This is a genomic window from Buttiauxella cochleicola, assembly GCF_021283185.1.
Lineage (GTDB): Bacteria > Pseudomonadota > Gammaproteobacteria > Enterobacterales > Enterobacteriaceae > Buttiauxella > Buttiauxella massiliensis.
In genome coordinates, this window is the sequence record NZ_JAJSOS010000002.1 from 89,965 (window position 1) to 105,312 (window position 15,348).

A 15,348-nucleotide genomic window follows, 5' to 3' on the forward strand; every position below is an offset into this window, starting at 1 on the left:
ACAGGTCGGATTAGCGAAGCGACATCCGACACTGGCGTTAACAAAACTTAAAAATCATATCCCACGGTTGCAATAACAGAACGCTCTGCACCCCAGTAGCAATAGCCGGTACCGTAACAGCCCGCAACATAATCACGGCCTGTCAGGTTAGTGGCGTTAACTTGCACGAAAGCCCCTTTCAAAGATGGCGTCCACGCGCCCATGTCGGCACGCACCATCGCATCAAGCAGAGTGACAGAAGGTACACGCAGGGTATTTTCGTTATCCGCCCATTGCTTGCCAATGTAGCGTACGCCCGCGCCCAGACTGATACCTAAGTCGGCTTTGAACATTCCCCACAAGCTTGCCATTTGGTCAGGCGTCACATACGGCGTGTTACCGTCGTTACCGTCGATTGCATCCTTAAAGCGTACTTTGTTGTATGTGTATCCAGCGATGGTTGAGAAACGCTGATTCCACTGTGAACGCGCTTCCAGCTCAACGCCCTGCGAGTGAACTTTACCTGCTGGCTCAAAGTAGCTGCCCTGAACCACACGATTACCGACATCTTTTTGCGTCAGGTCGTACAGCGCAACGGTATACATATCTACTGTGCCAACCGGCTGATATTTCACACCCGCTTCGTACTGCTCGGCAGTGGTCGGCTTCAGCAATTTGCCTTCAGCATCAGGCAGAACCTGCGGTGTAATTGCCTGGCTGTAACTGACGTAAGGAGAAATCCCGTTGTTAAACGCATACAGCAGGGAGGCACGTCCGCTGAAATGATCATCGGTGCGGTTATCTGTCACATCACTGTCAATGGCTTCAGCCACGATATGGCTTTTGGTCACCATATGGTCGTAACGACCAGACAGCGTCATATGCCACTGATTCCACTTCATATCATCTTGTAAATAGACGCCTGTTTGTTCGTACTGACGCTTACCTGCTTTGGTCAACAGACCCTGGTTGATAGTGGAGTAAGTCGGGTCACGCGGATCGTAATAGTAGAAACCGCCAGGTCCACCGGACTCGCCAGTCCATGGGTTTAAGTTGGTGGTATAAGCAGAATCGTCAGACAGGTTATTGGTGTATTTATGGAATTCCCCACCAAGCACCACTTTGTGGTCCAGTTCGCCGGTTGCGAAATCTGCTTCCAGTTGGTTATCGATGGCGTAAGCGTCGAGTGATGAAGTTTCACCGCTGTAATAACGCGTCAATTCGTCGTGCGCGGCATCTGCCCAACCAATCTGGTATGCCTGCTTGAGGCCCACGTTTGAGTGGGTATAGCTGGCGTTGGAGCGGAATGCCCAAGTGTCATTAAAGTTATGAGCGAACTCGTAACTGTAAATCTGCTGGTGGCGTTTGAATTCGTCATTACCCGGTTCTACATCAGAGAAACCGGTGCTGAGTTTACGGCCAGTAGACGAATAGAGACTACCATCAGCCGGAACCGATCCGTGGAAGCCACCGGAGGGATCTTTTTCCAGGTATGCACGCATCACCAATGAGGTATTTTCGCTCGGTTGCCACAACACAGACGGGGAGATGGCATAGCGTTCTTCACGCGTTTTCTCATACTGGGTATCAGTATTTTTTGTCATACCGATGAGGCGCCAGGCCCATTGATCGTTAATCGCATTGGTATAGTCGAATGCAGTGCCGGTGGTATTGTTGTTACCGTACATGGCACGGACGTGGCCTTCCTCAATGAACTGTGGGCGCTTTGAGGTCTCCATCACCAGTCCGCCAGGAATGGTTTGCCCGTAAAGAGCTGAAGAAGGCCCTTTGATAACGTCAATACGCTCAAGGAACCATGGATCAACCTGCACCACGTTGTAGCTGCCGCCGTCACTCATCAGGCGCAGGCCGTCAAGGAAGATGTTATTCACATCACCGCCGTGGAAACCGCGCAGTGCGACGGTGTCATAACGCGTTGCACCACCAGCAAAACCAGTGAAAGCGCCCGGTGTATAGTTGAGTGCGCTGTTTACAGATAATGCGCCCTGATCATCAATTTGTTGACGAGTCACGACAGACACCGACTGACCAGTAGTGATTAACGGCTCATCAGTTTTGGTGGCACCACGGCTGACCGTCGCGCTGTAACCCTGAGTTGGGCTAGTGGAGGTTTCTGTCAGTGTGTCGGTCACAATAACGGTATCTTCCGCCATCGCGAAGGTTGGAGCAGCAAGAGCAAGCGCGCAGAGTAAAGCGGAGCGCTTTACGGTAAATGCCAGTTTCATTTAGTTATTTTCCCGAGAAGGTCTTTTTGTTATCACCTGAAGAGCCGATCTGTGTCGGAGAGGTTGGTATAAATTCAGGCGATCTTATAACGAATAGGAATGCGAATTATTATCGTTATTGTTATTGTAAGCAAGTGCAAATATTGGCAGGTGTAGAATTAAAACCCATGAAAATATTGGTGTTTTTACAGGAGGCAGACGGTAGTGGGAGAGTTTTTACTCCTTCTCCTTGAGAGAAGGAGAAGGAGGGGATGAGGCCGTTGGAACGACGTTACTGGGTTGAGGCCGCCGTAGGTTTTATAGTTTCAGTCACAGGACCCGGTGTTGCTGAAGGCAATTTATCCGGTGTGGAATCGCAGGGCTTCTCTGTACCGCATAACAAATCGAGCATTTTCAGCGTCACACCGTTGGTCCAGCCAAAACCATCCTGGAGAGGATATTCTCCGCCACCACCGCCTGTGCCCGTGCTGGATACATCATACTTTTCAACCAGTTTCTGCTCGCGGTTGTAGGTATGCTGCACATTGGTGAGGAAGCGCCAGGTGACTTCCATGGCTAAATCTTTATGCCCATAGTTCTGCAGCCCTTCGGTGGCCACCCATTGCAGCGGAGCCCAGCCATTTGGTGCATCCCACTGCTGGCCCGTTTTCAGATTGGTTGTCGCAAGCCCACCGGCTTTAAGCAGTTGCGCACGGGTGATGGTTGCCATTTTGTCCGCATGCTCTTTCGAGGCAGCATGTACATAAAGCGGGAACAGTGCGGCGGCGGTCAACTGAGAACGAACAGCATTAGTTTTGAGATCGTAATCGGCATACCAGCCCTGTTTGCTATTCCACAAATGCGCTTCCATAGCTTTCTGGCGAGCATCTGCCAGTTGCTGGTATTGCGCTGCTGCGCTGGTGTCTTTCGCCACAGTGCTGGCGTGCGCCAGCGTTTTTTCCATCTGGAATAACAGGGCGTTTAAATCCACCGGCACGATTGAGGTGGTGCGAACCGAACCAAGTTGTTCTGGGTTATCCATCCAACGAGAGCTGAAATCCCAACCTGAGGCGGCAGCGGCACGCAAATCACGATAGATTTCTGTTGCCGGGCGATTCGGGTTGTTTTTCGCTGTAGTCACATCATCCAGATAAGATTCAGTACGTGGCGTATCTCTGTCATCCCAATAGCGGTTCAGGACTGAACCATCTTTAAGTTTCACCACACGCAGGTTTTCAGAGCCCGGTTGCAGCGTATCGCTGCCCTGCATCCAGTAGGCGTACTCTTTTTTCAATTGCGGCAGGTAAGTGGTGTAGGTTTCATCACCGTTGTGGCTGGCCAGCAGTTTGACCATAAAAGCAAAGAACGGTGGTTGCGAACGACTCAGATAATAACTGCGGTTGCCATTGGGAATATGCCCCCAGGCATCAATTTCATGGGCAAAGTTATCCACCATATCCTGCACTTTGTCCCAGTGACCGCTTTCCGCAAGCCCGAGCATGGTGAAATAGCTGTCCCAATAATAGACTTCGCGAAAACGCCCGCCGGGTACGACATACGGCTTAGGTAACGGCAGCAACGAGTCCCATTTATCAACGCTGTCTGTGGTGCGCGTTAGCACCGGCCACAGGCTATCGATATGTTCACGCAGTGTCTGTCCTTCAGGTGGAACATATTTTTCACCCTCGCGCGGCAAAGTGAAGTTCACATTCACAAAATGACGTAAATCGAAGCCAGATTGATTGCGCTGCATTCGGTAGTCCGCAAGGATCATTAACGGATCGTTATTAGGAACCGCATCTGCAAATGTCTTTTGGTCAGGGAATAATTTTGCAGTCTGGACATCGGTAAATAACGGGCCAAGGAGCACATCTGGTGGCTGGGGCTGCGGTTGTTGTTCGTCAGCCGCCGAAGCGGGCAAGGTAAAAGCGACGAACGCACAACCGATAGCTATTTGAATCGCAAGCAATAAACTACGAGGACGGCGCAAAGCAGGATTTATCATCTATTGTTCTCCTTTTCATGATCGCGTGAAGTTTTAGCGATCAACCCTATGAAAACCTTAGACGAATTTGCGGGCAGTACCAGGTGCCATGTCGCATATTAAAGGAAAGCAGATAATTTACCGCTGGCACTGGCGCTTACCCTTGCGGATTAATCAACCATGTTCCTGCTTTTTCCACAGACAACGTCATGTTTCGCGTCTGGTTATTATCACGCAGGGTAATCTGGTATTTCCCGGCAGGCAGTTGCAGGAAACCATAACCATTAGCGCCAGGTGTGATTTTTTCTGTTTTGCCATTCACATCCAACTCTTCACCTTCATTCATGCGGACATAAACGCGCGCCAGCATGCCGTCAGTGGCGGGTAGAGCAGTTGGAGTTGCCACCGGTTGGACTTTTTGTTCCGCGGGTGTCTCAAGTTTCGCTGTCTCGGAAGTCGGCGTTGTCGAGAAATGGCCACCAAAAATTACCGCACCTACAGCCACGCCGACCAACAAACTGGCCGCTATCTGTAGTGGCAATTTGTAGCGTTTGCGTAACGGAGACAGCGGGGTAATCTCGGCATCTTCCAGAGCAACCAACATGGTGCCTGGTTGTTTTAGCGATGTGAGGCCATTGATGCCGCTCATCGGAATCTCGGCAAGGGCCGCAAATTCAGCAATAGATTGCGGGCGGTCTTCAGGTTTTAGCGCCAGGGCGTGATCGACGGCCTGCAACAAACTGTGGGAATAGCCTTCAGGGCGATTCTTCGCGAGCTTAACGCAAGGGTCCTGAATTGTGCGGGTAACACTGGCTGGGGGGCAGGTGCCTGTTATCAAAGTATAAAGAATGGCGCCGAGTGCGTAGATATCAGTCCACGGCCCTAGTTGGTTTTCGAGATCGTCAGCGTACTGTTCCAACGGGGCAAAACCAGGATTAAGCGGCGTTTTAATCTCGTCGCTGTTTTCTGCATTGGCGCGCAGTGGAGCACCTGCATTAAGTAGCAGCGGCGCTCCGTTGTCCTGAATCTGAATACTACGCAGGGACAAATCACGATGAATAAATCCTTCGTCGTGCAATGTGGCCAGCGCCCCGCACAGCATCGGTAATATGCTGCGTAACCAGGCATCGTTGATGATTTCGGGATGTTGCTGATGCAGCTCGGCAAGCGTCATGCCGCTGGAGTAACGTGTTGCCGCATAGGCGGTTTCGTTTTGCGTCCAGAAGCTTAAAACCTGAAGCAGGTTAGGGTGATTGAATTGCGCAAGCTGACGAGCCGACTGCACAAAACGATTCATGCCCGAGCTGAACGCCTGGCTATCTTGTTTACTGCGCAAAACCAGCTGCATATTATCGCTACGAATGGTCAGCGCACGTGGCATAAACTCATTGATAGTTACCGGTCGTTCGAGTTGATGATCCCACGCTTTATAAACCACGTTGGTATTGGTGGACTCAGTCACTTGCTGAATTTCAAACTCGTCGAAACGGAAACCTGGTGGCAGAGCTTCGGGAAGTTCTTGTTCGTAATCTTTATCAGTCATGATGGCCTTTCTCTGCACGAAATCGACGAATGTTCACAGGTTATTTCTGGGCGCGCCATGCGCCCACCGCCGGATCACGCAATTGCGGACGCAGGGAGTCAATCAACAGCAAGGTAATAGGTGTATCTGGCGCAAGCCATGCCGACCATACTTTGCGTACTTGGTTTAAACGCGCCTGAATTCCTGCCTCATCAACCGTCATTTCACGTGGAACTTCAACAGCCACGGTTCCGGTGGCTTGCCAGCCATTTAGCTCGGAGTTATAGGGCAAAATCATCCAGCTCTGTGGCGCGTGTTCATTACTGACGACCATGCGTTCATTGTTCAAGCTTGTGATAAGCAGGCTGTCCGAACCCGCATCGGCGCTCAGTCCACTGACCGGGAAACCATGTACGAAGGTCATCTCATTGCGTTTTTCGCCGTGAATACCGCTTTGAATGATTTCACTACGCCCATTTAGCCAACCGCCGTTTTCACATTTCCCGTTGGGGATAAACATTGCCGAAGCGTTGGCGTCTCCTTGCCAGAAGGTGCGCAAATGGCAGCCATCCTGCAACGTAAACTCTTGCCATGGGGTGCGGTCAGCTAACGGCGAGTTCTCATCGGAATGGGGTAGTGCATTTGGTTCACCTGAAACTACTGGCGCAACAATGACTGCCCAATCACTGTTTTTGGTCGCGGTGCCGACGGCAAGCGTCTGGCCTTGTGGATCTTCCAGTTTCCAGCTCACCAGTTGAACAGAACTACACTGGCTTTCCAGCAAGGTGCCAAGACGCGGCATAAAAACGTTAAGCACAGATGGATTTTTATCGCCATTGGCTACGATTCGTAAGGGGAGTTCAGCAGCACACCAGCTCTGTGGCGTGTTGTTTTGCACATCATCTATCCAGACATCCAGCTTTTGCGAAGGAGACTGAACGATACGATAGTTCCCAGCCCATACGGTTGTAGATGCCAGCAACAGCGCCAGACCCGAAAGCCAGAGTTTCATAGAAATCCTTGTTAACCGAGCAATATTAAATAAAAGGCCGTGAAACAAAACGCCTTTGATTAATCAATAATCCAGGTGCCGCTATTAGCGTTCTGACAGGCTTTGCTGGCGTCATCGACGGCAACACAAGTCGTTTTCTTAGAAGCCTTACGCGGACGTGGGCGATCTTTTTTTAGCGTCTGGGCGTAAAGTTCACTTTTGACCAGAGCGCGTGCAGGAACATAGCCCAACATTTCTTGTTTATCTTGCTCTGCAATCGCGAGCCATTTGTTCTCGACCTCGCCAAGCACGGTATAACTTTGTCCGTTTTCAAGGGTACTTATCACTTTCCCACCAAAATCCGGCTTGCTCAAAATAGAGCCCGGGTAGAGAGCCCGATAACTGGCGTTAACTGGGGTGAACTCTTGTGGCGCGGCTACAGCGTAACGGTGTGTGAGGGTGACGCCATTGATTTCACTAGTCACGATAGTATCGTCCGTCATTTTTGGCGGCGGTGCTTTACAACCTACTACAGTGGCAACAACAGCAATGATCAACAGGCTTCGCAATTTCATCGTAACTTTCCCTGAAAATATGATTCAAACCTGGTCGCCGGGAGGAGGTAAAAATGGCGAAGAAGAAATCCAGGAATCTGAAGGATTATTCACACTGCTTATACATAGTAACTTTAATTTTACATCGCTTGATTCACAATTCAATGGCGATGTAACTGATTGACATCATTAAGTGTTAAGTGGGTCAAGAACAGGGGCAAGAGTGATGATTCACGGGTTGAATGTTATATCCTTACAGGTTAGCAGTAGCATATATTATAAAACATCATTTTAATTTTAGGACGGAGTATGACGATGGAACCGTTATTGCCTAATATCTGCGATTTTATTGCACATGTTTCGCCACTTAACACGCTCCCGGTGGAGGCGCAAAATGAAATCGCGCGCTCCATCAGCATTAGCTATCTGGCGGTTGGCGAGACGCTGCCTTTCGATATTGCGGCTGTTGAGCGCTATCTCTACATCGTACGTACCGGTTCGCTTGAGCAACGCTGGAGTGATGGGGTGCTACGTGCCCGTCTGGGACCAGAAGACTTGTTTGGTTTCACCTTCCTTGAAGGGATTCCGGGTAATCCTGAAGATTGTTACAACGTCACTGCTATCGAAAACACGCTGCTATACCAAATCCCGCATAGCGTGCTGAAATCGATGCTGCAAAAATATCCCCAATACGCGACACACTTTTCGATTAACGCTCATGAACGCCTGAATGGCGCGATGGACATTGTCTGGAGCGATGAAGACAAAGGCATGTTTGTGCGTAAGGTTGGCGACTTGGCGAGCAGCACGATTTCTGTTGTTGAATCAACAACGTCCATACAAGAAACGGCCAGGCAGATGCGCTGGGTCGATCGCTGCTCAACGGCAGTGGTAATGGATGCTGATGAAATTATTGGCATTATCAGTGACCGGGATATGACGCGACGCGTAGTGGCGGAAGGCTTTGATATCTCGCGCCCGGTTAGAGAAGTGATGACTGCAGCACCGATAACTGTGTCATCGGGTGATCTGGTGATGCATGCGGTGGCGCTGATGATGCGCCACGGTGTCAGTAGCTTGCCGGTCGTTGATTGCCAAAAACCAGTCGGCCTACTGACGGCTTCGGATCTGGTGCAACATCATCGCGTGCAGGCCATTTTCCTGATCGAGCGCATTAACCATTGCCAATCTGTCGCTGAGTTAGCCGTTCTTAAAGTTGAACGCCAGGCAATATTCGAAGCTTTAGTGGAGGGGAATTTACGCAGTGGTGTGGTTGAAATGGTGATGTCGATGCTGATGGATGCCTTCACGCGCAGGTTAATTGAACTTGCCCTTAGCGAGTTTGGCGAGCCACCTTGTGAATTCGCATGGATAGTTGCAGGCTCGCATGCCCGAAATGAAGTTCATGTCCATTCCGACCAGGATAGCGCGATTATTTTGCCCGACAGTGCAGGTATTGAAGAGCAAATGTGGTTTTTACGCTTTGCCCGATTTGTTTGCCTGGGGCTTGATGAGTGTGGCTATCCATTATGCACTGGCCATTTTATGGCTTCGGAGAGCCGTTGGTGCCAGCCGCTATCGGTATGGCAAGCCTGTATTCGCAAATGGGTCATTAATCCGGAATATACGCAGCTATTGAATGCGACCGTATTTCTGGAAACGCGCGCATTTTACGGCAACACCTGGCTGCATGATGCATTTCAACAATCGCTGCTGAACGATATAGCCGCTCATCCTGGCTTCTTACGTTCACTCACCCGTGATTCGGCCAATACTTCGCCACCGCTTGGTATCTTTAACAATCTGGTGCTGGAAAAAAGTGGCAACGACAGTAAGACACTTAACATCAAACGCTTTGCGCTAACGCTTATCATCGACTTGTCGCGGATTTACGCGCTGGCAGCAGGGTGCAGTGAAACCAGCACCGAAGCGCGTTTCCGTGCCGCACGCGATAAAGGATTGATGTCACCCGGTGGGTGTACAGACATCATTGATGCTTTTCATTTTTTAACCCGGCTGCGTTTTAACCACCAGTTGTCGCAGCTGCGTAAAGGAATTACCCCCGATAACCAGATTGACCCGCGTGAGTTTGGCAGCTTTGAGCGCAAGCATCTGAAAGATGCCTTTCGGATTATTTCCCGCCAACAAGAGCTGGCCCGCATGCTGTTTGTGAAGGGGTAATAATGAGTTTTCTATCGCGTATTTTTCCGCCTTCACGAGAAACTCGTTTGCAGACCGAGCGCGAGCAGTGGCTGCGTGAGCCTGGTCTGAGTCATGCATTAAAAAAGCTATTAGAAGCCCCACTACCAGATTTCAACGCGGCCGTAACTCATGTTCCCTGGTTGGTGTTTGATTTTGAAACCAGCGGCCTTGATGCCTTTACGGATTGTATTTTATCGATTGGTAGTGTGGTTGCCGAAAACGGGCAAATCGGGCTTGCGAGCGCGCAGCACCACTATATTTCCACCGGTAATCCGGTGAATGCGCGTAGCGCGATTATCAATCACATCACTCCGGAAATGCTGCGCGACGGCGTTGCCCTGGATGATGCCATGGAGGCTTTGTTTGCGAGCCTGATGGGGCGAGTGGCCGTGGTTCATGGCCGAATGGTTGAGAGGGCGTTTATTAACGCCTGGCTGTTTACGCGTTACGGGCGGGAAGAGCTGCCCTTACTGTGGATTGATACGCTGGAGCTTGAGCGACGTCATCAGCAAGCGGCAAGACGCATGCAGAACGACTTGCGGCTATCGAGTATTCGCCGTGATTACCATCTTCCTGATTATCCGGCGCATCATGCATTGTGCGACGCAGTGGCGACAGCAGAAGTACTACTGGCCCAGATCCGTGCGCGCTCGCACGCCCACGACTTGCCGTTGAATGCGTTTCTATGCGATTAAAGTAAATCTGAGCTGAAGCCAGGCTTTACCTGGCTTGCAATTGGTATCGTGATGACTCGATTCTATAAGTGCTACTTCAGCGATTTTCCTGAGTTTTAATGACTCCCGCACGATTAAGAATATTTTCTATCTCAACCTTCATCTCTTCCGTTAACGGCGTGGCCGGTGGCAATGAATACACCGGGATATTCAGGCCTACCAGGCGTAGGGCATATTTCACTGCGTTGTAAAACGGCAAGTCCATACTATAAAGCGGCGGTATCCAGGACAGCGATTGTTGTAATTCAATGGCCCGTGAAAGATCTTGTTTGCGCCATGCATCAAGGATCCCACAGGTCAGTTGCGGGGCGAAGTTCGCGCTGGCGGGGATGCAGCCATCACCACCGAGGATCAATGTTCCCAGCAGGTATTCATCATAACCGGCGAAGATCGCAAAATCGGGTCTGTCCGGTTTCACCGCGTGGATGTTTTCACGAATATGGGACAAGGTATCCACGGTATCTTTCAGCCCGACAATATTCGGGCAGCTTAGCGCCAGCTCACGAATAACTGGCACCGGGATAGCCTGGCCTGTCATGGCGGGGAAGTTATACAGAAGAATCGGCAACTCAAGTGCGCTGGCGATGGCTTTGTAATGACTCAGCAGATTTGCATTACTTAACGGGTTGTACCACGGGTTGACCACTACCACGCCACTGGCACCCAGTTTTTGGGCATGAAGCCCGGCATCAATGGTCTGTTGTGTCCCACAGTGGGCAATCCCTATCAAAACGGGCTTTCTACCTGCAACCTTCTTTATACAAAACTCTGCAACCTGCGCCCGCTGTGCTTCAGACATATGGGCAAATTCTCCGGCGCTGCCGAGAAAGAACAAGCCATTAACAGGTGATGAGACCAGGTGTTCAATTAACATTGCCTGTGCGACACCATCGAATTCACCATGCGCATCAAACAATGTAGGAACCGGGGGGATAACACCACTAAAACGAGGTTGCTTCATTAGCTACTCCTGCAGGTTTTTTGAGTTTATTGTCCGTGAAAAGCTCATTGCTGAATCTGTGAATGGTATTAATTGTAGCGGAACGAGAGATTGTGAAAGCCGATTATGTCGCATTACTGAACTGTTGTTTTAATTACGTACATTAATCGTTCGGGGAAAGGGTTTGCGACCATCTGGGGATGATGGCCGCAGGTAAATCAATATGCGTGGTGGTGTGAAATTGACAAGCAATCAGTGCTCAAGCATCTCATGGACAACTTGCTCTTTAGACAAATTGTATTGGTAAAACGTCGGCCAGTTATCCATCTCATTGAGTAAGGATTGCTGTGAATCATTCCCCATGAATATATGGAAATGTTCGGATTTACGTGGGGAGATAATATGGTCGCTAAACTGCACGTATTTAGGTGCTTTTGATTGACTGTCTTGGCATTCAAACAGATAGCGCACGCCTTTTTTCCCTGAAGTGTAAGTCAGTATTTTATAACCGGCGTAAGTGTACTGGCAGGAATTTACCGTGTCACCGCGATGGAATTCTATGACGTTATTCTCGATGCCAATCATATCAATATCAGTGGCATAGCCTTTCTTATAATACTCTTTATATTGCGCCGCAGTTTTGCTGCTATTGTTGCGCGCTTTTTTCTCCATCACCACATCTAAGTCGCCGTTTAACAGATAAGGATTGACTGATTGCCATACCCCATCCCAATCGCTTAGTGCGCGATCCTTCACCTGTGTATTTTCAAACACGCCTTCGCTGGCTTTCTTTTCCGTCTCGGTTAAAGACGTTCCATGCGAATGACCATGCGCGAGTGTGTTACCACTACTGAGTAGAATGCCCAGGCTGAGAAGCATAGCGGGGAGAGATGATTTCATAAAAATACCGATTGTAAGCACAAATGTATTGTTATGTTATAACATTTTAATGTTGAGGTGCAATAGAGAGGTTGAATAACCCGGGATATCTGTAGAAGCGTCAGTAAAAATCGGCCTGTTTTATCAGGTTTTCTTCTGGAATCTGTATCATAAACAGAATCAAACATCGGCTTAACCTCTGCATTTCTGGTGTCATTACTGCGTACTAAATCCAGCTTTTCGCGCGATAACTCAAGCAGTAGATTGTCTGGCTTAGGTTTGAAAACTATCTTTTCAACGAGTTTAACTATTTTTTAACGTGTACTTTTTTCATTATGGGACGTTTATGGGCATTAATGGTTTTCACAGATAGCGTCGACATCTCCGCGATATAACATAAGTCTTTTTCCTGGAGTAATAAGCTAAAAACGTAACTCTCCATCGGTGTTAATAGCAGTCTTTTAAAAAGTTGAATAATTCGCTCGATTACTTTTACCTTTATTATATTAATTAAGGCTATTTGTGTGTTATACACACGTTGTATTTCGCTTCCACACATGAATTGAAAAAAAGTAGAGAGATAACGTATTCATTTTTTTTGTCAAAAATGTTTTTTAACTTCCAGGTTGTTTGTCATAAAAATAATGTCGCTTATCTGACCGAAGTTAAAATGGGGGTTTATTCTTGATAAGTAATTAAAGTCAATTGTTTTAGGTTGTCAATGAATTTACTGACTATCGAGTAAAAAATATTACGTACAACTGTATCAAAAAATTGTCATTGCTCCATGTGATAAAATTCGTTGCATTTCTCTTTTAAATGTTGGTGGGTGAAAATATATTATAGGAATACTTATCATAAGTGACATAATTACTTATAAATTGATGGTTTAAAAATTCAGACCTAAAAGTATCGGTCAAATTGGAGATAGGGGTTCTATTTTAATTTTTAAATGATGCCATAACTAATTGTTTTAATTAAGTGTTTCTAAAATTTATCTGGTAGGAAGTTTATCTTATTCAGTATTCCATTTTTAATTATAATGTATTCACCGTCATTGAGTTTCTTAAGAATATCCATTACCCTACTGCGAGAAAGCATACTGCGGCTTGTAATAAATTTCACTGCCGTAGTGGAGTAACGCTCTTCAACCGGTAATAATTTTAATAAATTTAAGTGATGTTTTACAATGTGATATGCATCTCGGGCTATTAGGTTAATATCACGCTCAACATAAACTTTGATTATCCTCCCAAGTACAATCGCTACTTCATACCACATTCCTTCCTGTTCAATAATTCTCAACGCTGACTCTCTTGGAACACTCCTTACACTTAACTTACTATGTGCGGAAATTATAATATCAGGTTTATGCGGAACCATTACCAGGCCAAATATTGCTGGGGCCGAAGTCTCTTGGATTAGGAGGCGATCAGGCTGGCGATAAAATGCAAAGGTTCCTGATTCTATTAGTAATATATTTTGCTCGTCACATTTAAAATCGAAAAAAATTTCATTCTTTTTGTAAGTATGCTTCTTGCCAATATCGTTCATGGCGGTAAAAATTTTTTCTACAGCAGCGGTATATTGCGTTTCTACATCCAGTAGATTATCAACCATTTTGTCCATAAAATTCTCACTAAGTTAGTTGTCTCAGCAGTGATCTGCGCATCGATAAATATAACGTATAGTTAATTTAATATATATAGTGATTTTACAGCGTAAGAAAAAATTTCTGAAGTGCTAAGTTGGATTTTTAGTCCGATATTGGATTTAAAATCCAATAAGAGGCGTGCACCCCAGTTGTGTACCGGAAGCATCCTTGTAAGATGCGTGTTGAGATTTCACTCAATTGCGAAAAAAAGTTCCCCGAAGCAATATATAATTCAAGTCCATATTGCCAGGTAGACGAATTCCATTTTCGGATTTTGCCCTTATTGCAAAGGAATTGCTGAAATCTCTTTTAATATTCATTTAACCCAGTGCTTTTATCAAAATTTCGGAGTGTGTATGAACAATAAATCTTTAAATATTCTGAACTTAAGTGTATTTAGCATCGCTTTGCTTACAGCAAACATTGCGTGCGCGGATAATAAAATTACTTTTACAGGAAAAGTAATTGATACAGCTTGTACAGTAGTAGTTAATGATGGTACAGCTACGCTTGATTTAGGTGAAACACCCGTTACCGATCTTGCAGTTGCCGGACAAACAGGTGCACCAAAAACATTTCCTATTGCTTTAACAGCTTGCCCTGCTGCTGCTGCAGGAGTGCCAACTAAGGCATACATCAAATTTAGTGGCACGACAGAGGGAGATAATACTTATTTTAAAAATGACCTGACAGATGCTGCGGCAGCAGACAATGTTGGCATCTTGATAAAAGATCCAGCAGGAACTGCAATTATTAATAATGATGGCAATACTGTAATCAATATTAACCCAGCAGGTGGAGATCAAACTTATAATTATGTTGCCAGCTTAGTTGCCACGGCACTTGGGGCAACCAAGGGTAATGTTTCTACAGCTGTGACCTATAATGTGAGCTACGAATAAATATATTCCCTACCAGGTTCTGAAATATTTTAATACAGCACCTGGTAAATTTAATGAGTAATAAGTATGAATTTTAAAGAACGCATCTCATTTTATTTTCTTCTATTAGCTATTTTCACCGGTGGTGTGCAAGCCAGTGTTACGGTTGGTGGGACACGAGTAGTTTATGATGGCAGTAAAAAAGAGACTTCACTTTCTATTACGAATAAAGATAATGTTGCAAATTTGGTTCAGTCTTGGATTAGTCCAATAGATAAAAATGGCCCATCAACGGATGCAATTATTATCACGCCGCCACTATTTCGTCTTAATGTTGGTGAAAAAAATGTTCTGCGTATTGTACGCTCAGGATTGGCATTGCCAGAAGATAAAGAAAGTATGTATTGGTTAAATGTAAAAGGTATTCCGGCGACCACGGGAGAACAACCAAATAATAGTGTGCAAATAGCAGTTAATAATCGTATTAAACTTATTTATCGCCCTAGAGTGTTAAAGGGGACTTCACCTGAAAACGTTACGGGACAGCTTAGTTGGAAATTAACAGGGGATATTCTTTCTGTCCGCAACCCAACTAAATATTATATGAACTTTGCAGAAGTGAAAATAAATGGCAAAAGTATATCTTCAACGACTTTTGTTGCGCCCGGGGAAACAGCCAGTTATACAGTACCAAAAGGAGTAAATTCAGGAGGGATTACCTGGAGAATCTACAACGATTTTGGTATGGCTGGCCCTGAGCATAAATCCAATATTTGATAAGTGCAGTATATTTTTTGCAAAGC

General features: G+C 46.9%; 13 protein-coding genes. 4 read left to right on the plus strand and 9 right to left on the minus strand.

Going from position 1 to position 15,348, the window contains the following annotated elements:
• Positions 1-47: 47 nt before the first annotated feature.
• The 5 genes from LVQ76_RS03365 to LVQ76_RS03385 all read right to left on the minus strand — a co-directional run bounded on the left by LVQ76_RS03365 (position 48) and on the right by LVQ76_RS03385 (position 7,276).
• Entirely contained in the window at positions 48-2,225 is a 2,178-nt protein-coding gene (locus LVQ76_RS03365) for a TonB-dependent siderophore receptor (RefSeq protein WP_232920967.1), read from the minus strand.
• Positions 2,226-2,496: 271 nt separating this feature from the next.
• Positions 2,497-4,209, minus strand: coding sequence for an alpha,alpha-trehalase (locus tag LVQ76_RS03370; protein ID WP_232920968.1), 1,713 nt, complete (start codon positions 4,207-4,209; stop codon positions 2,497-2,499).
• Positions 4,210-4,345: 136 nt separating this feature from the next.
• Positions 4,346-5,731, minus strand: a complete 1,386-nt coding sequence (locus LVQ76_RS03375; protein ID WP_232920969.1) for a serine/threonine protein kinase — start codon at positions 5,729-5,731, stop codon at positions 4,346-4,348.
• A gap of 40 nt (positions 5,732-5,771) precedes the next feature.
• Complete coding sequence (locus LVQ76_RS03380) at positions 5,772-6,722, minus strand: hypothetical protein (protein ID WP_232903358.1); 951 nt, start codon at positions 6,720-6,722, stop codon at positions 5,772-5,774.
• 59 nt (positions 6,723-6,781) lie between these two features.
• Entirely contained in the window at positions 6,782-7,276 is a 495-nt protein-coding gene (locus LVQ76_RS03385) for an SH3 domain-containing protein (protein ID WP_151995711.1), read from the minus strand.
• Between the two features lie 294 nt (positions 7,277-7,570).
• Here LVQ76_RS03385 and LVQ76_RS03390 point away from each other — a divergent pair, with 294 nt between their 5' ends.
• Together LVQ76_RS03390 and LVQ76_RS03395 are read left to right on the plus strand one after the other, a co-directional pair.
• A complete protein-coding gene (locus LVQ76_RS03390) occupies positions 7,571-9,436 on the plus strand; it encodes a putative nucleotidyltransferase substrate binding domain-containing protein (RefSeq protein ID WP_232863446.1) in 1,866 nt (621 codons plus the stop codon).
• Positions 9,437-9,438: 2 nt separating this feature from the next.
• The gene (locus LVQ76_RS03395; protein ID WP_232920970.1) at positions 9,439-10,152 is read left to right on the plus strand and encodes an exonuclease domain-containing protein; all 714 of its coding nucleotides are present in this window, start codon (positions 9,439-9,441) and stop codon (positions 10,150-10,152) included.
• Positions 10,153-10,228: 76 nt separating this feature from the next.
• Here the strand turns inward: LVQ76_RS03395 and LVQ76_RS03400 are convergent, their stop codons facing one another.
• The 4 genes from LVQ76_RS03400 to LVQ76_RS03410 all read right to left on the minus strand — a co-directional run bounded on the left by LVQ76_RS03400 (position 10,229) and on the right by LVQ76_RS03410 (position 13,639).
• A complete protein-coding gene (locus tag LVQ76_RS03400; RefSeq protein WP_232920971.1) occupies positions 10,229-11,152 on the minus strand; it encodes a dihydrodipicolinate synthase family protein in 924 nt (307 codons plus the stop codon).
• A 231-nt stretch (positions 11,153-11,383) separates the two neighbouring features.
• Positions 11,384-12,031 carry a metal-binding protein ZinT gene (gene zinT / locus LVQ76_RS03405; protein ID WP_232920973.1) on the minus strand — a complete coding sequence of 216 codons (648 nt, stop codon included), beginning with the start codon at positions 12,029-12,031 and terminating at the stop codon, positions 11,384-11,386.
• A gap of 286 nt (positions 12,032-12,317) precedes the next feature.
• Complete coding sequence (locus LVQ76_RS22370) at positions 12,318-12,569, minus strand: LuxR C-terminal-related transcriptional regulator (protein WP_370640059.1); 252 nt, start codon at positions 12,567-12,569, stop codon at positions 12,318-12,320.
• A 428-nt stretch (positions 12,570-12,997) separates the two neighbouring features.
• Positions 12,998-13,639, minus strand: a complete 642-nt coding sequence (locus tag LVQ76_RS03410; RefSeq protein ID WP_232863453.1) for a helix-turn-helix domain-containing protein — start codon at positions 13,637-13,639, stop codon at positions 12,998-13,000.
• A gap of 381 nt (positions 13,640-14,020) precedes the next feature.
• Between LVQ76_RS03410 and LVQ76_RS03415 the strand changes: the two genes are divergently transcribed.
• A complete protein-coding gene (locus LVQ76_RS03415; RefSeq protein WP_232863454.1) occupies positions 14,021-14,566 on the plus strand; it encodes a fimbrial protein in 546 nt (181 codons plus the stop codon).
• A gap of 66 nt (positions 14,567-14,632) precedes the next feature.
• Positions 14,633-15,322, plus strand: coding sequence for a fimbria/pilus periplasmic chaperone (locus tag LVQ76_RS03420; protein ID WP_232863455.1), 690 nt, complete (start codon positions 14,633-14,635; stop codon positions 15,320-15,322).
• Positions 15,323-15,348: the final 26 nt, after the last annotated feature.